Annotated in this window: 14 protein-coding genes and 2 pseudogenes; 7 read left to right on the plus strand and 9 right to left on the minus strand. The window is 73.6% G+C overall.

The features are described from left to right. Positions 1–52: 52 nt before the first annotated feature. Positions 53–997, plus strand: coding sequence for an SDR family NAD(P)-dependent oxidoreductase (locus KIF24_RS07865; RefSeq protein ID WP_221083472.1), 945 nt, complete (start codon positions 53–55; stop codon positions 995–997). A gap of 121 nt (positions 998–1,118) precedes the next feature. Here the strand turns inward: KIF24_RS07865 and sucB are convergent. Further along, positions 1,119–2,938, minus strand: a pseudogene (gene sucB, locus KIF24_RS07870) (2-oxoglutarate dehydrogenase, E2 component, dihydrolipoamide succinyltransferase). Between the two features lie 72 nt (positions 2,939–3,010). Next, the gene (gene lpdA / locus KIF24_RS07875) at positions 3,011–4,402 is read right to left on the minus strand and encodes a dihydrolipoyl dehydrogenase (RefSeq protein WP_221083473.1); all 1,392 of its coding nucleotides are present in this window, start codon (positions 4,400–4,402) and stop codon (positions 3,011–3,013) included. A 179-nt stretch (positions 4,403–4,581) separates the two neighbouring features. Between lpdA and KIF24_RS07880 the strand changes: the two genes are divergently transcribed. Beyond that, complete coding sequence (locus tag KIF24_RS07880) at positions 4,582–4,911, plus strand: hypothetical protein (protein ID WP_221087241.1); 330 nt, start codon at positions 4,582–4,584, stop codon at positions 4,909–4,911. A 120-nt stretch (positions 4,912–5,031) separates the two neighbouring features. On the opposite strand, the gene KIF24_RS07885 is transcribed toward KIF24_RS07880, so the two are convergent. Further along, the gene (locus tag KIF24_RS07885) at positions 5,032–6,603 is read right to left on the minus strand and encodes a leucyl aminopeptidase (RefSeq protein WP_221083474.1); all 1,572 of its coding nucleotides are present in this window, start codon (positions 6,601–6,603) and stop codon (positions 5,032–5,034) included. A gap of 161 nt (positions 6,604–6,764) precedes the next feature. On the opposite strand from KIF24_RS07885, the gene gcvT reads away from it, so the two are divergent. Beyond that, entirely contained in the window at positions 6,765–7,889 is a 1,125-nt protein-coding gene (gene gcvT, locus KIF24_RS07890; protein ID WP_221083475.1) for a glycine cleavage system aminomethyltransferase GcvT, read from the plus strand. A gap of 4 nt (positions 7,890–7,893) precedes the next feature. On the opposite strand, the gene KIF24_RS07895 is transcribed toward gcvT, so the two are convergent. From KIF24_RS07895 to KIF24_RS07910, 4 genes and pseudogenes are all read right to left on the minus strand, one after another. Beyond that, entirely contained in the window at positions 7,894–9,183 is a 1,290-nt protein-coding gene (locus KIF24_RS07895) for a DUF2314 domain-containing protein (RefSeq protein ID WP_221083476.1), read from the minus strand. A gap of 65 nt (positions 9,184–9,248) precedes the next feature. Then, entirely contained in the window at positions 9,249–10,022 is a 774-nt protein-coding gene (locus KIF24_RS07900) for an adenosylcobinamide-GDP ribazoletransferase (RefSeq protein WP_221083477.1), read from the minus strand. Continuing rightward, a pseudogene (gene cobU / locus KIF24_RS07905) lies at positions 10,012–12,013 on the minus strand (bifunctional adenosylcobinamide kinase/adenosylcobinamide-phosphate guanylyltransferase). Before cobU ends, KIF24_RS07900 begins: the two are co-directional and overlap by 11 nt. A 75-nt stretch (positions 12,014–12,088) precedes the next feature. Continuing rightward, positions 12,089–12,295: a hypothetical protein gene (locus KIF24_RS07910; protein WP_221083478.1), complete on the minus strand. Its 207-nt coding sequence runs from the start codon at positions 12,293–12,295 to the stop codon at positions 12,089–12,091. A gap of 164 nt (positions 12,296–12,459) precedes the next feature. On the opposite strand from KIF24_RS07910, the gene KIF24_RS07915 reads away from it, so the two are divergent. Together KIF24_RS07915 and KIF24_RS07920 are read left to right on the plus strand one after the other, a co-directional pair. After that, positions 12,460–12,660, plus strand: a complete 201-nt coding sequence (locus KIF24_RS07915) for a hypothetical protein (RefSeq protein WP_221083479.1) — start codon at positions 12,460–12,462, stop codon at positions 12,658–12,660. Continuing rightward, on the plus strand, positions 12,660–13,451 hold the full coding sequence (locus KIF24_RS07920) for a site-2 protease family protein (RefSeq protein ID WP_221083480.1): 792 nt from the start codon (positions 12,660–12,662) through the stop codon (positions 13,449–13,451). Before KIF24_RS07915 ends, KIF24_RS07920 begins: the two co-directional genes overlap by 1 nt. Positions 13,452–13,526: 75 nt before the next feature. Here KIF24_RS07920 and KIF24_RS07925 read toward each other — a convergent pair whose 3' ends face one another. After that, positions 13,527–14,525 carry an aldo/keto reductase family protein gene (locus KIF24_RS07925; RefSeq protein WP_221083481.1) on the minus strand — a complete coding sequence of 333 codons (999 nt, stop codon included), beginning with the start codon at positions 14,523–14,525 and terminating at the stop codon, positions 13,527–13,529. An 85-nt stretch (positions 14,526–14,610) separates the two neighbouring features. Next, positions 14,611–15,267, minus strand: coding sequence for a TetR/AcrR family transcriptional regulator (locus KIF24_RS07930; RefSeq protein WP_221083482.1), 657 nt, complete (start codon positions 15,265–15,267; stop codon positions 14,611–14,613). A 108-nt stretch (positions 15,268–15,375) separates the two neighbouring features. On the opposite strand from KIF24_RS07930, the gene KIF24_RS07940 reads away from it, so the two are divergent. Next, the gene (locus tag KIF24_RS07940; protein ID WP_331461038.1) at positions 15,376–16,269 is read left to right on the plus strand and encodes a cupin domain-containing protein; all 894 of its coding nucleotides are present in this window, start codon (positions 15,376–15,378) and stop codon (positions 16,267–16,269) included. A gap of 131 nt (positions 16,270–16,400) precedes the next feature. Next, positions 16,401–17,966: a hypothetical protein gene (locus KIF24_RS07945; protein WP_221083484.1), complete on the plus strand. Its 1,566-nt coding sequence runs from the start codon at positions 16,401–16,403 to the stop codon at positions 17,964–17,966. The last annotated feature ends 24 nt before the right edge of the window (positions 17,967–17,990 follow it).

Genomic DNA, 17,990 nt, shown 5'->3' on the forward strand with positions numbered 1-17,990 from the left:
TCTTATCGTAGCGGCGGGTCTGCCCGCCGCGCCTCGCAGACAAGGATGGATCATGACCATCGGCACCCCGGTCAGCACCCCGTTCACCGCGACATCCACCGCGCTGGAGGTCGTCGAGGGCATCGACCTCACCGGACGACGGGCCGTCGTCACCGGCGGCGGATCGGGCATCGGCGTCGAGACCGCCCGGGCGCTCGCCGCCGCCGGCGCCGAGGTCACCCTCGCCGTTCGCAAGCCCGAGCAGGGGGCGAAGGCCGCCACCGACATCATCGGTACGACCGGCAACGACCGGGTCGGCGTGGCGGGACTCGACCTGGACGACCTGACCTCGGTCGCCGCCTTCGTGGCGGCCTGGGACGGGCCGCTGCACATCCTGGTCAACAACGCCGGGATCATGGCCTCACCCGAGATGCGCACCGCGCAGGGCTGGGAGATGCAGTTCGCCACCAACCACCTCGGGCACTTCGCGCTCGCCACCGGGCTGCGCCCGGCACTCGTCGCGGCGCGGGGTGCCCGGATCGTCTCGGTCAGCTCGTCGGCGCACCTGCGCTCGCCGGTCGTCTTCGACGACATCCACTTCGAGCGGCGGGACTACGAGCCGTGGTCGGCGTACGGGCAGTCCAAGACCGCCAACGTGCTGTTCGCGGTCGAGGCGACCCGGCGCTGGGCGGACGACGGCATCCTGGTCAACGCGCTGCACCCGGGCAGCATCCAGACCAACCTCCAGCGGTATGTGACCGAGGAGGAACTGGCCCGGCTGCGTGCCCAGACCGGCCCGGCCGAGCCATCGTGGAAGAGCCCGGAGCAAGGGGCCGCGACCTCGGTCCTGGTAGCCACCTCGCCGTTGCTCGACGGCCTCGGCGGGCGCTACTTCGAGGACTGCCAGCAGGCCGGCCCGCACCAGCCGGGCACCCGCACCGGCGTGGCCGAGTACGCCCTCGACCCGTCGACCGCCGAGCACCTCTGGCGGGTCACCCAGCAAACCCTAACCGCCTAACCCCCACCCACCCCACCCACCCCGACCCGCCGCGTTGATCATGAGGTTAGCGGTTGATTTTGAGATCGATAACGCCGCTAACCTCATGATCAATCCGCGGGGTCGGGGTGGGGGTGGGGGGTTATAGGCCCAGTTCGGGTTCGAAGTTGCCGGCTTCCAGCCGCTCCTTGACTGCGGTCAGGAAGCGGGCCGCGTCGGCACCGTCGATCAGCCGGTGGTCGTACGACAGGGCCAGGTAGACCATCTGGCGTACCGCGATGACCTCGCCCAGCTCCGGGTCGTTCACCACGACCGGGCGCTTGACCACCGCACCCGTGCCGAGCATCGCCGACTGCGGCGACGGGATGATCGGGGTGTCGAAGAGGGCACCCCGGCTGCCGGTGTTGGTCAGCGTGAAGGTCGCACCGGCGATCTCGTCCGGGCTGATCTTGTTGGTCCGGGTCCGCTCGGCCAGGTCGGCGACCCGCTTGGCGATGCCGCCCAGGTTGAGGTCACCGGCGTTGTGGATGACCGGCACCAGCAGGCCCCGCTCGGTGTCCACCGCGATGCCGAGGTTCTCGGCGTCCGGGTAGGTGATCGTCTGAGCGTCCAGGTCCATGGTGGCCTGGAGGATCGGGTACCGCTGGAGCGCCTCGATGGCCGCGAGAGCGAAGAACGGCAGGAACGACAGCTTGACGCCGTGCCGCTGCAGGAACGAGTCCTTGGCCTGCGCCCGCAGCTTGGCGACCTTGGTGACGTCCACCTCGACCACGGTGGTGAGCTGCGCCATCTCGTGCAGCGACGACAGCATCCGCTTGGCGATCGCCGCGCGGATGCGGGGCAGCTTCTCGGTGGTGCCACGCTTGGCGCTCGGCTGCGGCTTCTCGGCGGTCCGGGCCGGGGCCGCCGCAGCGGCCGGCTGCCGCGCCGGAGCCGGAGCGGCCTTGGCCGCCCTGGCCTTCTCGGCCGCGTCCAGCACGTCCTGCTTGCGGATCCGGCCGCCGACGCCGGTGCCGTTGACCGAGGCCAGATCCACGTTGTGCTCGCCGGCCAGCTTGCGGACCAGCGGGGTGACGTACCCGGCCGCCTGCTCGCCACCGTTGGACGGCGCCGCGCGCTGCGGGTGGGGGCCGGTGGCGTAGCGGCCCGCTCGGCCTTGGCCGGCTCCGGCGAGGTCTCGGCCTCCGCGGCGGGCTCGTTGTACGACATGCCCGGCGTCGGCTCGGACACCTGCGGCTCGGGCGTCGGCTCGGGCTTGGCCGCCGCCTTCGGCTCGGGCTTGGCCTCCGGCTCCGGCGTGGGCGCCGGCTTCGCCTCGGCCGGTGCGCCGCCGGCGGCACCGACCACGGCCAGCGTGGCACCGACCTCGGCGGTCTCGTCCTCAGCGACCTTGATCTCCAGGACGGTCCCGGCCACCGGCGAGGGGATCTCCGTGTCGACCTTGTCGGTGGAGACCTCCAGCAGTGGCTCGTCGACCTCGACGGTCTCGCCGACCTGCTTGAGCCAGCGGGTGACCGTACCCTCGGTGACGCTCTCGCCGAGGGCCGGCATCTGCACCGGGGTGCCCTCGCCCGACGCCGCCGGGGCGGCTTGGGCCGGCTGCCCGGCCGGCTCCTCGACGGCCGGCTGCTCCGCCTCGGCCTGCGGCTCCTCGGCCGCCTCGGCGGCCTGCTCCGCGAGGGCCTCCTGCTGCTGCGGGGCGGCCTCGCCGCCGGCCGACTCGCCCTCGCCGGAGATCACCGCCAGCTCGCTGCCGACCTCGGCCGTCTCGTCCTCGCCCACCACGATCCGGGTCAGCACGCCGGCCGCGGGGGACGGGATCTCGGTGTCGACCTTGTCGGTGGAGACCTCGAGCAGCGGCTCGTCGACCTCGACGGTCTCACCCTCCTGCTTGAGCCAGCGCGTGACGGTGCCCTCGGTGACGCTCTCGCCGAGCCGGGGCATGGTGACCGATACCGGCATGTTCTCCAGACTCCTTCATTTCCCTGGTGGGGGGATCATCGCCCGTCGCCGGACGCCGCGGGTACGTCGTGGTCAGGCGTGCGCGTGCAGCGGCTTGCCGGCGAGGGCGAGGTGCGCCTCGCCCAGGGCCTCGTTCTGCGTCGGGTGGGCATGCACGAGCTGCGCCACCTCGCCCGGGTACGCCTCCCAGTTGTAGATCAGTTGCGCCTCGCCGATCAGCTCGCCGACCCGGGCGCCGACCATGTGCACGCCGACCACGGGCCCGTCGGAGACCCGGACCAGCTTCACGAAGCCGGCCGTCCTGAGGATCTGGCTCTTGCCGTTGCCGCCGAGGTTGTAGTTGTAGGTCTTGACCTTGTCGGCACCGTACTGCTCCTTGGCCTTCGCCTCGGTGAGGCCGACGGAGGCCAGTTCCGGGTCGCAGTAGGTCACCCGGGGGATGCCCGCCTCGTCGATCACCGCGGGGCTCTGGCCGGCGATCTCCTCGGCCACGAAGATGCCCTGCTGGAAGCCGCGGTGGGCGAGTTGGAGGCCGGGCACGATGTCGCCCACGGCGTAGACGTTCGGCACGCCGGTGCGCAGCCGCTCGTCGGTCAGCACGTAGCCGCGGTCCATCTTCACCCCCTGCTCCTCGTAACCGAGGCCGGCGGTGTTCGGGCCGCGGCCCACGGCGACCAGCAGCAGCTCGGCCTCGACGGTCTCGCCGCCGGCGATGGTCACCTTGACGCCGCTGTCGGTCTTCTCGACCTTCTCGAACGGCTTGCCGACCTTGAAGTTGATCTTCCGCTTGCGGAACGCCCGCTCCAGCGCCTTCGACGACTCCTCGTCCTCGGCGGCGACCAGCCGGGGCAGCGCCTCGATGATGGTCACGTCCACCCCGAAGGACTTCCAGACGCTGGCGAACTCGACGCCGATCACGCCGCCGCCGAGCACGATCGCCGAGGAGGGAACCCGGTCCAGGGTCAGGGCGTGGTCACTGGTGATCACCCGCTCGCCGTCGACCTCCAGGCCGGGCAGGCTCTTGGCGTACGAGCCGGAGGCCAGCACCACGTTGCGGCCGGTGTAGCGCTTGCCGTCCACCTCGACGGTGTCCGGACCGACCAACTTGCCGGCGCCCGCCACGAAGGTGATGCTCTTGGCGCCGCCGACCAGGCCCTGCAGGCCCTTGTAGAGGCGGGAGACGACGCCGTCCTTGTACGAGTTGACCGCCGCCATGTCGATGCCGACCAGCTCGGCCTTGACGCCGAACTGCTCCGACTCGCGGGTCTGGTCGGCGATCTCGGCGGCGTGCAGCAGCGCCTTGGTCGGGATGCAGCCGTTGTGCAGGCAGGTGCCGCCGAGCTTGCCCTTTTCGACCAGCGCCACGGAAAGGCCCAGTTGGGCGGCGCGCAGAGCGGTCGCGTAGCCGCCGCTGCCACCTCCGAGGATGACGATGTCGAAGGTTGCGTCGTTCGGCTCGCTCACGTCCAACTCCCAGGTCGCGTCGCTGCATCGGGGGTCACGGTGGGGTAACAGGGACACACCCCACCCCGGTCATCTTGTCACCACCGCGCGGCACCCGCGTACCGAGGTGCCCAACGACACGTTACGGCCACGTACCCTAGGCACTGCCTTCGATGACGGACGGATGGGGAGACGGCTCGGTGGGACTGTTCCGGCGACGCAAGCGGGTAGGCGCGGCCGACCCCGACCGTACGGCCAATCCTGCCGACCTGAAGCACCTGGAGAATTTCGTCCGCACCCGTCGGGGTGTCGAGGCGTTCATCGAACCCCGGACCACGGTCACCGAGACCACCGTCATCCTGATCGCCGACGACGGCGAGTGGACCCGGCGCCGCATCGACGGGCCGGACGGGGCGCGGCGTTTCGCGTACCGGCTGAGCATCCCCGTCTACGACGTCGCGCTGATGGGCTACCCGCAGCGGATGCGCGACTACAACGAGCGCCGCAAGCGCCGCCCCGAGCTGTACTGACCCGCCGCGCGCCCCCGCGCCGCGGGGAGACAGCAACTTCGGGGAAGTTGCTGTCTCCCCCGCGCCGGGAGGCAGCAACTTCCCCGAAACTGATCGGGTTTCGCGCGGGCTCGCGCGGGCTCAGCCGTTGGCGGCGACGTCGTCGATCAGGTGCAGCAGCGTACGGACCGGGACGCCGGTGCCGCCCTTGGTCCAGTAGCCGGTGGCCTCGCCCGGGTGGTACGACGGCCCGGCGATGTCGATGTGTGCCCAGGCGACGTCGTCGGTGACGAACTCGCGCAGGAAGACGCCGCCCTGCAACATGTGACCGGCACGGTCCATGCCCGCGTTGACCTGGGAGATGTCGGCCACGTCGGAGTCCATGCCCTTGCGCACGTCGTCCGGCAGCGGCATCGGCCAGGCCGGCTCGCCGACCGCGTCGCCGGCCGAGCGGACCCGCTCGCACAGTTCGGTGGTACCCATCACACCGGAGATCCGCTTGCCCAGCGACACGACCTGTCCGCCGGTGAGGGTGGAGGCCTCGAAGAGGTAGTCGCAGCCGTCCGCGCAGGCCCGCGCCATCGCGTCGCCGAGGACCATCCGGCCCTCGGCGTCGGTGTTGAGCACCTCCACCTTCTTGCCGTTGAACATGCTGACCACGTCGCCCGGCCGGTACGCGGACCCCGACGGCATGTTCTCCGCCATCGGCACGTACGCGGTCACCGCCACCGGCGGCTTCAGCTCGGCCACCGCCAGCATGGTGGCGGCCACCGCCGCCGCGCCGGCCATGTCGGACTTCATCTCCCACATGCCCTGCGCCGGCTTGATCGAGATGCCGCCGGTGTCGAACGTGATGCCCTTGCCGACCAGGGCGACCCGCTTGCCGGTGCCGCCTCCGGCCGGGGTGTACGTCAACTTGACCAGACGCGGCGGTGCCTCCGAACCCTGCCCGACCGCGGTGATGCCGCCGTACCCGCCCTCGCGCAGCGCGACCTCGTCGAGCACCTCGACGTCGAGCCCCGCCGCCCGGCCGGCCTCGGCGACCGCGTCGGCGAAGGCCGGCGGGCGCTGCTCGTTCGGGGCGGTGTTGACCCAGTCCCGGGTGCGCCGGACGGCGTCGGTCACCGTCCGCGCCCGGGCCAGTTCGGCCTGCGCGCCCGCGTCCGCGGCGTCCGGCACGGCCACCAGCACCTCGGCCACCGGCTCACGCCGGGTCGGCTGGGGCAGGGTCTTGTACCCGGCGAAGCGGTAGCCGCCCAGCAGCGCACCCTCGGCGGCAGCGCGCAGCGCGTCGGCCGCGTCGGCGTCGTCGGGCAGCGGCAACGCGAGCGCCACGCGGGGCGCGCCGGCCAGGGCCCGGACGGCGGCTCCCGCCGCGCGGCGCAGGATCTCCGGCGCGGGCGCGGCACCGCTGGGCTCCGGGCCGAGGCCGACCGCGGCGACCACCGGAGCGGCGATCGTGCCCAACGTCGCCAACTTGATCACCTCGCCCGGGCCGCCGGTCGCGCCGAGCAGCGCCAGCGTCTCGGTCAGCTTGCCGTCGAAGGCGGCGGCGATGCTCTCGGCGCCGCTGGCGAGCAGCAGGGTGCCGGCGAGGCCGCCGGTGGCGTCCTGCTCGCCGGTCGTGCTGTGCACGCCGATCACGATGGCGTCCACGGCGAGTTCGGCGGGGTCGGTGTCGACCAGGCTCAGGATGGTGCTGGGCGATGTCACGGAGGCTGCTCCCGGGCGGGCCGGGCCGGTCGCGGGTGGCGTACCGGCGGTGGAGTTCACCGGCGGATGATTTACCCGCCGGATGTCGATGCTGTCCCGCCGGGTCGTCCGGCGGTCCCGCCGATGCTAACCAGCCCGGTGCGTCCCGGTAAGTTCCACCCATGACCGACGTGACCACAGACGCCGCCGCGACCCGGCTGCGTCGTTCCCCGCTGGGCGAGCGGCACACCGCGCTCGGCGCCAAGTTCGCCCCGTTCGGTGGCTGGGAGATGCCGCTGGAGTACGCCGGCGGCGGGGTGCTCCGGGAGCACACCGCGGTGCGCACCGACGTCGGCGTGTTCGACGTGTCGCACCTGGGCAAGGTGCGGGTGACCGGCACCGGGGCGGTGCAGTTCGTCAACGCCTGCCTCAGCAACGACCTGGACCGGATCGGGCCGGGCCGGGCGCAGTACACGCTGTGCTGCGACGACGCGACCGGCGGCGTGGTGGACGACATCATCGCCTACCGGTACGCCGACGACCACGTCTTCCTCATCCCGAACGCCGCGAACACCGCCGAGGTGGTGCGCCGGCTGCGCGCCGCCGCGCCGCCGCAGGTCACGGTCACCGACGAGCACGAGGCGTACGCCGTGCTGGCGGTGCAGGGGCCCCGCTCGGCGGAGCTGCTGGGTGGCCTGGGCCTGCCCACCGAACACGGGTACATGAGCTTCACCCCGGCCCGCCTCGCCGGCGTCGAGCTGACCGTGTGCCGGACCGGCTACACCGGTGAGCTGGGCTACGAACTGGTGGTCCCGGCCGGTGCGGCGGTCGCGGTGTGGGACGCGCTGTTCGCCGCCGAACCGGCACCGCGGGCCTGCGGGCTGGGCGCCCGGGACACGTTGCGCACCGAGATGGGGTACCCGTTGCACGGCCAGGACCTGTCGCTGGAGATCACGCCGGTGCAGGCCCGGTCGGGCTGGGCGGTCGGCTGGGACAAGCCGTCCTTCTGGGGCCGCGACGCGCTACTCGCGGAGCGGGCCGCCGGTCCCCGTCGGACGCTGCGCGGGCTGGCAGCCGTGGACCGGGCCATCCCGCGCCCCGGTATGGCGGTCTTCCACGGCGACACCCGGGTCGGCACCGTCACCAGCGGCACCTTCAGCCCGACGAGGAAGCAGGGTATCGCGCTCGCGCTTGTCGACACCGCCGCCGAGCTTCCCGACGGCGCCGAGCTGCACGTCGACGTCCGTGGCCGCCGGGGTGCCGTCCGCCTGACCCGCCCGCCCTTCGTCCACCCCTCCGTCCGGTGACCCGTCAGGTGGTGGGGGTTTCGCCGGCGTCGAGGACGGCCTGGGTCCAGCCGCCCTCGATGACGCCGGTGCCGTCGAGCACCGCCCAGTCGACCACGTCGGCGGTCTCCACCACCACGGGGGAGCCGATCCGCACCGTCGGGTCGGTGTTGGCGTCGCTGGCGCTGTCGCCGACGATCCGGTCCGGGGAGTCCCAGGAGGTCACCCCGGCCCAGACGTACTCCGGGCCGTCGTCGCCCGGCAGGCCGTACTTGACGACCAGCTGGGTCTCCGGCGGCAACTGCCCGTCCCGGAACCGGACCCGGACGTCGTCCAAACCGGCACGGGCGGTGGCGATCGCCCGGCTCATCGCGTCGCCCGGCCGGGCGTAGCGCACGTCGGGCTGGATGCCGGCGAACAGCGTGGCGCAGGCGGCGGCGAAGTAGCGCCCGGCCGGACCGGGATGCCCGGCCGGCGGACGCAGGCTGAGGAACGAGTCGGCGTCCGGGTCGGTCGCCGGGTCCAACTCCAGCCGCAGCAGCACCGGCGCCGTGGCACCGTGCTGCTCCGGATTTCCGTACGCCACCGCGATGTCGTGCCCGGTCACCGTGGCCAGCACCGGCAGCGGCACGAACGCCGGCACCTCCTCGCCGGTCAGCCCGTCGGTCCAGTCCCGCAGCAGCCGTCGCGCGGCACCGGTCATCACCGCGCCCCAGGCCCGGGTGAGATGGTCGGGCACACCCTGGGTCTGCAACTCCAGCAGGCCGAACCGGCGTAGCCCCTTCGTGGTGAACCAGAGCCCCTCGGCGTCCGACGAGTACGGCACCAGCACCCAGTCGACCAGCCGGACCCGGCCCTGGGCGTCGGGCAGCGACCGCAGCGCCGCGGCCGGGTCCAGGAACTGCAGGCCGAAGACGTCCACCACGTCGCCGCCGACCGTCTCGGCCACCGCCGCGGCCACCGCCCGGGCGGCCCACTCGTGCGCCGGCGGCCAGCCCGGCCGGTACTCGGCCTGCACCACCACCAGGTGGCTCGCCGCGGCCAGCCGGTCCAGCTGCGTCTCGCTGGCCCCGAACGCGCTGAGCAGGTCCGGCGGCAGCTTGGGGAACTCGCTTACCGGGCGGACGTCGACGCTCATCAGCGGGCTGTCCAGCATCTGCCGGGCCAGCCCGTGCACCGGCTCGGCGAGCCGGCCGGCCAGCCCGGCCACCGCCGTCCGTGCCGTCACCGACGGCAGTCCCACCGTCGGCACCAGGTACGTCGCGCTGAGCGACTCCGGAACCGGAACGGGCAGGAAGTCGTCGGTGATGAGCATGGTTCCCCCGGGTGGCCGCGCCGGTGCTGTCGTGGGAGAACGCTACCCGGCGGCGGTCGCCCGGCTCAGCCGGACAGCGCCAGTCCCAGGTAGACCAGCGTGGTGACCAGTTCCACCGTCGCGCCGAGCACGTCACCGGTGATACCGCCGAGCCGGCGTACCACGTGCCGGAGCAACCCGGCGGCGACGGCGAGCGCGACGAGCACGGCCAACGGCCCCTGCCACGGGCGCTCCGGCACCGCCGCGACCGCCGGCACCGCGACGGCGGCCGTGCCGGCGAGCAGCGCCACCGGGCCGATGGTGCCGGCCACCAGTGCGCCGAGACCCTCCGGGCGGGCCGCCGGCACACCCCGCCGGCAGGCCAGCGCGACCCCGAGCCGACCGGCCGCGGTGGCCGTCACCACGGCCGCGAACACCGCCGGCCGGGACCGGCCGGCCAGTTCCGCCAGCGCCGCCGCCTGCACCAGGAGCACGAGCACCAGCGCGACCACCCCGAACGGCCCCACGTCCGGCTTCTTCATGATCTCCAACGCGGCCGGACCGCGCCGGTACGAGCCGAGCGCGTCCACGGTGTCGGCCAGCCCGTCCAGGTGCAGCCCCCGGGTGAGCAGGGCGCCGGCGGCGACGGTGATCCCGGCGGCGACCAGCGGCGCGGTGACCGTGTCGAGCAGCAGCAGTACGCCGGCCAGCGGCACGCCGAGCAGTGCGCCGACCGCCGGGGCGAGCGCCATCGCCGTGCCCGCCGTGCCCCGGTCGATCCGGCCGGCACGCATCGGCAGGATGGTGAGGGTGGTCAGCGCCAGCCGCGCCCCGTCGCCGAGCCGGCGCTCAGCCGGCACGGTCCGCCGGCTGGGGCACCGGTTCGGCGGTCGTCGGTCCGGGCCCGTGCGGCTCCGGCTCGTGGAAGTCGGGTTCGGTCTCCTCTACCGGCCCCGGCTCGCCGTCAACGCCGCCGCCGGCGCCGTCAGCGTGGCCGCCGTCAGCGCCGTCAGCGCCGTCAGCGCCGTCAGCGCCGTCAGCGCCGTCAGCGGCGTCGGCGGCGGGCGGGTGGGTCGGGCGCTCCGGCAGCGCGGCGGCCAGCGCCAGCACCGAGCGCAACAGCGGCAGCACGGTCAGCGCGTTCGCCCCCTCGCCGAGGTCGAGCCGCAGCTCCGCCAGCGGGGTCAGGCCGAGCACGTCGGCGGCCAGCTGCACGGCGGGTGCCCGCCGTGGTCGGCCAGCAGGCACCAGTGTCGGGCCTGCCCGGCCAGGTCCCGGCTGACCATCGCGGCGGCCACGCCGACGGGCCCGTCCAGCAGCACCGGGATCCGGCGGGCGGTCGCGCCGAGCAGGATGCCGGTGGCGATGGCGATGTCCCCGCCGGCCAGCTCGGTCAACACCGCCTTGGCGTCCCGGGAGGACCGCCGGGTGCGGTGCAGGGCGTCCCGGACCGCCGCGCAGCGGGCCATCCAGGCCACGTCGTCGATCTCGCCGCCGGTGGTGACCACCCGGGCGAGCACCGCCGGGGTTCGGCGCCGGCGGTCGCGGCCAGCACCGCGGCCACCGTGGCCTCGGTGCCCGCCCCGCACGCCGCCAGCACCAGCAGCTGCGTGCCGGCGTCCGCGGCCTCCTCGGCGAGCCGCCAGCCGTAGCGCAGGGCCGACTCCACCTGCTCCCCGCTGAGCGCCGGGCCATGCTCGATGGGTGCGGCGGCCGGGGCGTCCACCACCTGGAGGCCCGCGCCGCTTCCGGCGGCCAACCGGGCGAGGACGCCCTGACCGGCACGGGCCTGGTCGGCCCGGCGGGTCGACTCGCCGGGCACCGTGCCGGCGGCGACGCCACCCGCGTGGTCGCCGCGCAGCAGCAGCACGCGCACCGACTGCCAGGATGCCGGGGTGGGCGTGCCCTGGGTGGCGGCGGCGAACGAGACCACCTGCTCCAGCACGCCGAGACCGGTGCCCGGCACGTCCAGGGTGGCCAGCCGGTCCACCGCCTGCGGCCCGGCGTACTCGTCGGGCATGGGCAGCTCCATACCGGGCTGGATGAGCAGCCCGGTGGCGGCCACCGGCAGGACCATGGTGGGCGCGGCCCAGTCGGCGCCCGGGTCGACGGAGCCGGGTGCGGCGGATACCTCCGGAGCGGTCACCGGCGGCGACTCGGGCAGCGGGAGAACGCTGCCGGTGGCCGGCCCACCGGCCGGGCCGGCCTGCGCGGGCACGGTCGCCCCGGGTGGCCGGCGGCGGGCCGGGCCGGCGGGGTCAGCGGCCGGCGTGGGGCCGGCAGGGTTCGGCGTGGGCGTCGCGGCGACCGGCTTCAGCCGGCACGGCTGGCCGGCCACCACCAGGACCACCGCGTCGCAGGCGTCCGCGACGGCGCGGTTGACCGCGCCGAGCGCGTCGGTGAACGCCCGGCCCAGCGGCGTCGTCGGCACCAGGGAGAGCCCGACCTCGGGGCTGACCAGCACCAGTCGCGCGGCGCAGGCCCGCACGGCCGCGGCCAGCTCGTCGACGGTGGCGGTGTCGTCCGCCGGCTGGTGGGCCGGGTCGAGCAGCACGGTCACCCAACCGCCGAGGTCGTCGACGAGCAGCGTCTCGTCCGGCCGGGCGGTGGCGATCACGTCGGCGAGCCGGCGCGGTTCGTCCGCGGTCTCCTCGGTGCTCCAGGTCGCCGGCCGGCGGGCCCGGTGCGCGGCGAGTCGGGCCGCCCACTCCGGGTCGTCCTCGCCCCCGGCGGCGGCCGTGGCCACATAACGGACCGTGGCGGCCTCGGCCAGCAGGGACTCGGCGAACTCCGACTTGCCGGACCGGGTTCCGCCGAGGACCAGAAGCGTGTTCCACCCGTCTAGGGACATGCTGCGTACCTTACGTCCAGCGGGGCGGGCGGGGCACCGCAGGTGCGCCGCCCGGCACCCGCCGTCCGGAGCGGCTCAGCGCTGCTCGGGAGCCTGGTAGCGGTAGTCGTTCGGGTTGACGTCCGCCGGCTTCGGATCCTCCTGCCAGGCGCCCTCGCCGGGGCGCGCCACCAGGGCGTCGACCAGTTCCTGCCGGTCCATCTCCGGCGCACCGTCGATGCCGCCGCGCGTCGCGATGTCCCGCAGCTCCTCCGTGTCCATCTCGGGTATCGGTTTCGTCATCGCCGCCTCCCGTCCGAAGAGTCCGTCCACCGGGACATACCCCGACCGGCAACGGTCACTCGCACCCACGTCCGGCGGCCGTGGCCCGGCCGCCCGACGTGCGGTGCGACTACGCTGGCGGGGGTCCGTCCCACGGGACATCAGCGGCGAGGGGAGACGCGCACATGGCGTGGAGCTGGCGGTACGAGGGCACGAACGGCGAGTCGGTCGACGGGCCGGACGAGTCGTTCGGCAGCCAGGCGGACGCCGAGTCCTGGATCGGTCAGATCTGGCGGGAGCTCGCGGCCTCCGGCGTCACCTCGGTCGCCCTCCTCGAGGACGACCGGGTGGATTACCGGATGAGCCTGCTGCCCGTGGCGGAGTGATGACACCAAGGGACGCCGAGCCGCTGCTGCTCGGGGTGCCTCGGGCCGCGTTCCGGCCCAGCCCGGTCTTCGGAGCCCTGGTCGCGCTGCTGGTGACCTGCGCCGTGCTGACCTGGCACGAGGTCGGCAACGTCCGGCTCAACGTGTTCGGCTTCGTCGTCTCCGGCTGGCTGGTCTCGCTCTGCCTGCACGAGTACGCCCACGCCGTGGTCGCGTACCGCTCCGGTGACCGTGGCGTGGCCCACCGCGGCTACCTGACGCTCAACCCGCTGAAGTACAGCCACCCGCTGCTGTCCATCGCGTTGCCGGTGGCGGTGGTGCTGCTCGGCGGCATCGGGCTGCCGGGTGGCGCCGTCTGGGTGGACCGGCACGTGATCCCGGGTCGGCTGCGGCACAGCCTGGTCAGCCTGGCCGGCCCGGCCACCAACGTGCTGTTCGCGCTGGTGCTGGTGGCGGTGCTGCGGCTCGGCGCCCCGGGCGGCGGGCCGCTGGAGTTCTGGGCCGCCGTCGCGCTGCTCGCCTTCCTCCAGCTCACCGCCAGCCTGCTCAACCTGTTGCCGGTGCCCGGCCTCGACGGCGGCAACATGCTCCAGCCGTGGCTGAACCCGCAGTGGCGGCGGATGTACGACCTGTTCGCGCCGTACGGCTTCATCCTGCTCTTCGCGTTGCTGTGGAACCCGACGATCGGCGGCTGGTTCTTCGCCGCCGTCTTCGCGATCGGCGACGCCCTCGGCCTGCCCCCGTGGCTCTACGCCACGGGTCTCGAACTGGTCCGCTTCTGGCAGGGCTGACCGGCCCGTCCGCCGGTCGACCGGTGCCACCCGAGCGCCCGGCCGGTGCACGCCGCACCGGCCGGGCGTGGTGGGTCAGGGCCGTTCGGCCGGGGACTCGGTACGCGCGGGATCGCGCTCGGCCACCGGGTCGACGATCTCGTCGATCGCCTTGAGCAGGCCGGCGTCGAGCTTGACGCCGGCCGCCTTGACGTTGTCGTGGACCTGCTCGGGGCGGGACGCCCCGATGATGGCCGAGGACACGTTGGGGTTCTGTAGCACCCAGGCGATGGCCAGCTGGGCCATGCTCAGCCCGGCCTGGTCGGCCAGCGGTCGCAACTGCTGCACCCGGGTCAGCACGTCGTCGGTCAGCCACTTGGCGATGAAGCCCGCCCCGGACTTCTCGTCGGTGGCCCGGGACCCGGCCGGCGGCGGCTGGCCGGGAAGGTACTTGCCGGAGAGCACGCCCTGCGCCATCGGCGACCAGACGATCTGGCCGATGCCCAGCTCCTCGCTGGTGGGGATCACCTCGGTCTCGATGACCCGCCAGAGCATGGAGTACTGCGGCTGGCTGGAGACCAGCGGGATGCGCAGCTCCCGGGCGAGGGCGTGGGCCTCGCGCAGCTGCGACGCCTTCCACTCCGAGACGCCGATGTAGTGCGCCTTGCCGGAGTGCACGACGTCGGCGAAGGCCTCCATCGTCTCCTCCAGCGGAGTGCTGTAGTCGTACCGGTGGGCCTGGTAGAGGTCCACGTAGTCGGTCCGCAGCCGGCGCAGCGAGCCGTCGATCGACTCCATGATGTGCTTGCGGGACAGGCCCCGGTCGTTGCGTCCCGGGCCGGTGGGCCAGTACACCTTGGTGAAGATCTCCAGACCCTCGCGCCGCTCCTGCTCCAGCGCCCGGCCGAGGACGTCCTCGGCGCGGGTGCCGGCGTAGACGTCGGCGGTGTCGAAGGTGGTGATGCCTGCGTCGAGGGCGGCTCGGACGCAGGCGAACGCCGCATCCTCCTCGACCTGCGAGCCGTGGGTGATCCAGTTGCCGTACGAGATCTCACTGACCATCAGGCCGGAGCGGCCCAGGTGTCGGAATTCCATCTCTCGACCCTAGCCCGCCGCCGACCGGCGGCGGCGACCACGACCACTGCGGTGCAGATCGCGACCGCTGCGGCACGGCAGGTGATCAGTCCGGCAGCAGGGCGTGCCGCATGCTCCGGGCCAGCCAATCCCGGTAGGTCCGCTCGTCCCAGCCGGCCCCGTGCACCAGGGCGCCGTAGTGCGCCGGGTCGTTGTGGAACCACACCTCGTCGACGGCGCGCTCCACGTCGGACCCCGCGCGCAGCGGCCCGAGGGCGGCCAGCCGGTCGACCACCGTCCGGGCGCCGATGCGCCGGTTGCGCAGCAGCGTCTGCCACACCTCGGCGGTCTCGGGTGACCCGTCGGCGGCCCGCCGTACCGTCTCGAACACGCGCGCGGTCCGGGCGCCGATCAGCGTGCAGACGTCGGCGTACGCGTCGAGCACCGCACCCTGGCTCTCGGCCTCCCAGACCGGCCGGTACCAGGGCCGTTGGGCGACCGGAATCGGTTCGTCGTCACCGGCCAGTGCCTCGTCGAGCACCTGGCGCAGCAGCGCCGCCTTCGAACCGAAGGCGGCGAAGACGGTGGGCCGGGCCACGCCGGCCGCGGCGGCGACGTCGGCCAACGAGGTGGCGGTGTAACCCCGGGCGACGAACAGCTCGGTCGCCGCGACGACCACCGCCTGGCGGGTACGCCGGGCGCTCTCCGCGCGGACCCGGGAGTGGTACGGCCGGGTCGGCTTTTCGTCCTTGACTTCACCCATGACGCAGTCATACTAACAACGCATTCACTAGACAACGGGCTATCGATTAGCAACTGACTATCCAATAGTTCCGTGTGTGCCGAAGTGGCACCGACCCTGGGGAGGTCCGTGTCGATCCGTCCGCACCTGCTCCGCCGCGACGAGGGCGAGGCGTACTGGTTCACCGGCAACCTGGTCACCGTCAAGGCCGCCGCCGGCCAGACCCGCGGGCAGCTGACCGTGGTCGAGTTCGTCAACCCGCCCGGCTTCGCGCCGCCGCTGCACCGGCACGAGTTGGAGGACGAGATGTTCTACGTGCTCTCCGGCTCCGCGGTGTTCCACTGCGCGGGCGAGGAACGGGAGGCCGGACCCGGCGCCGGTCGACCCGGCCGCGCTGGGCCATGCCGCGGCCCGGCACGGCATCGAGCTGCTCGGACCGCCGCCCGGCCACTGACCGATCCGATCCTCACCTGGGAGACGACCATCATGATCCTGTTTCGCACCACCGGTTCCCGGCGGCGTCCCGCCGGCGCGGCCTGGCCGACGGTGACCGTCGTGGCCATCACCCTCGCCGGCTCGGCCGCCTGCTCGGCCGAGCCGGCCACCCCGACCGGCCCGGACCAGGCCGCCTCCGCCTCCGCCGCGGCGCGGTCGGACGACGGCGCCGAGAAGATCGACGGCTGCACGCTGCTGACCGACGCCGAGGTCACCGAGATCATCGGAGACAACCCCGGCGGGGTGCCCGGCTCCGCCGGCTGCACCTGGGAGAACCCGGACACCTACCACTCGGTGACCCTGCACATCGGGATTCCCGGCACCGCGGTCGACGGGCAGCTGCCGCCCGCCGATCCGATCCTCGGCGAGCCCGAGGAGGGCCCCGACGGGATGCGGTTCTCCACCGGCGAGGTCGAGTTCGCCGGCGGCGACCGGTACTGCACGCTGCGGGTGGTCACCAGCGTCGTCGACGACAGCGACCGACCCACGATGATCCGGCTCGCCGGACTGGTCCGTGACCGGCTCTGAGCCCCTGACCACCGGCCGCCCGGCGGCGGTCCGACTCGGCCGGCGTGACCGGCCTGCGCTGACCCGGCCGGCGTGACCGGCCTCTGCTGACCCGGCCCGGGGGCCGTGGCCGAACGCGACGAGGTGGACAGATGCGCAGACCACTGGTGGCCGGGCTGCTCGTGGTGCTGGTCACGGTGACCGGCTGCACCCGGGGTGGAGCCGACCGGGACGGCCCGGTACAGCAGGTGGCGGGCGAGCGGCTGACCGAGGGCGAGTTCCGCTACGGCCAGGCGCCCCGCCCGCATCCGAAGGTCACGTACCAGCCGGACGTCGTCCTGATCGGGGCCGGCGCGGAGGCGGTCCGGTCGGTCACCGTGGACGGGCTGACCTGGACGTTGGACGCCGCCGCCGGTGGCGTGTCGGACCTGGGACCAGGCAAGGTCATGTTCGTCACCTCGCGCGGGGTGGGCCGGGTGGTGGAGGTGCACGACGAGGGGGACACCCGGAGGGTGACCATCGCGCCGGTCGAACTCACCGACGTGATCCGTGACGGTGAGTTCGCCAGCGACGAGCCGGTGCCGATCGACGAGCCCATCGCCTACAGCGCCGAGGGCGCGCTCTGGACCGACCACGACGCCGTCACCGCGGCGTCGCCACCCTCGCCCGGAGTACGCCCGGCGGCGTTCGGCGGCACGCCCGGCGCCCTGGTGCGCCCCGCCGCCGGTGCTGCGGGTGCCGGCCGGCACCGGCCCGCCGTGCCGGCCGCCCGCCGGGCACCCGCGCCGCCGGAACCGGAACGGGTCGACATGCCCCGACCCTCCGTCGGGTCCCGGGGCGTGACCGCGAACGGCTTCACCACCACCCCGCGGTGCTGCCGGGACGGCGTCGGCGCGGACATCAGCTACGACGACGGGGAGATCCGCTTCGTCGCCAGCGCCATGCTGGCCATGCGGAGCCCCTCGGCGCGGTTCCACCTGGCCATCTCCGGCGGCCGGGTGCGGGTGGCCGAGTTGCAGGTCCACGGTGGCGGTGGCCTCAGCGTCAGCATCAAGGGGGCCAGCAGGGTCGGCACCGACCGGCAACTGGACCGGCGCTTCACCATCCCGGTCGACTTCACCGTGCCGGTCGGGCTCGTCCTCGGGATTCCGTTCACCCTGAGCGTCACCCAGGAGCTTGTCGTCCGGACCGCCTTCAGCGCCAGGGACGGCAACCTCAGCGCCTCCGGCGCGTACGACCTGCGGGGTGTGCTCGGCTTCGGCTACCGCGACGGCGGATGGGGGGTGCACCGGCCGGAAGGCCCCTTCATGCGGTCGAGCCTGCTCGACTCGGTGAAGGGGATCTCGGTCGGTGCCAACGGAGCGGTGCTGGCCTACAAGGCGACGTTCACCCTCGGCATCGGTGCCTTCGGCTTCAAGGCGGGGCTGCACCTCGGGTTCACCGTCTCCACCGGAGTGGCCCGCGGTTCGGCCCTGGCCCAGTTCTTCCCGCTCGCGCCGGGCACCCGCGGCATCGACTGCCGCGGCGCCAGCCTGTCGATCGACCTGACGTACTCCGTGGGTTACGTCATCCCGGAGCCGGTGGTGAAGGTCGTCAACTTCTTCCTGCGGATCTTCCAGGCGAGACCCATCACCAGCTCGGGCGGCATCCCGAACCCGCCGGGCCGGGTGCACGTCTTCGACCGGAAGCAGTACGACCCGCCGGGTTGCGTGGCCTGACCGCCAGGGCACGCCGGGTGGGCC

The organism is Micromonospora tarapacensis (genome assembly GCF_019697375.1).
Classification (GTDB): domain Bacteria; phylum Actinomycetota; class Actinomycetes; order Mycobacteriales; family Micromonosporaceae; genus Micromonospora; species Micromonospora tarapacensis.

What these genes read in the sequence shown, in the direction of transcription:
- KIF24_RS07865 (WP_221083472.1), top strand. Translation starts at nt 53, where the DNA reads ATGACCATCGGCACCCCGGTCAGCACCCCGTTCACCGCGACATCCACC.
- gcvT (WP_221083475.1), top strand. Translation starts at nt 6,765, where the DNA reads ATGACCGACGTGACCACAGACGCCGCCGCGACCCGGCTGCGTCGTTCC.
- KIF24_RS07895 (WP_221083476.1), bottom strand. Translation starts at nt 9,183, where the DNA reads ATGCTCATCACCGACGACTTCCTGCCCGTTCCGGTTCCGGAGTCGCTC.
- KIF24_RS07910 (WP_221083478.1), bottom strand. Translation starts at nt 12,295, where the DNA reads ATGACGAAACCGATACCCGAGATGGACACGGAGGAGCTGCGGGACATC.
- KIF24_RS07915 (WP_221083479.1), top strand. Translation starts at nt 12,460, where the DNA reads ATGGCGTGGAGCTGGCGGTACGAGGGCACGAACGGCGAGTCGGTCGAC.
- KIF24_RS07920 (WP_221083480.1), top strand. Translation starts at nt 12,660, where the DNA reads ATGACACCAAGGGACGCCGAGCCGCTGCTGCTCGGGGTGCCTCGGGCC.
- KIF24_RS07925 (WP_221083481.1), bottom strand. Translation starts at nt 14,525, where the DNA reads ATGGAATTCCGACACCTGGGCCGCTCCGGCCTGATGGTCAGTGAGATC.
- KIF24_RS07930 (WP_221083482.1), bottom strand. Translation starts at nt 15,267, where the DNA reads ATGGGTGAAGTCAAGGACGAAAAGCCGACCCGGCCGTACCACTCCCGG.
- KIF24_RS07945 (WP_221083484.1), top strand. Translation starts at nt 16,401, where the DNA reads ATGCGCAGACCACTGGTGGCCGGGCTGCTCGTGGTGCTGGTCACGGTG.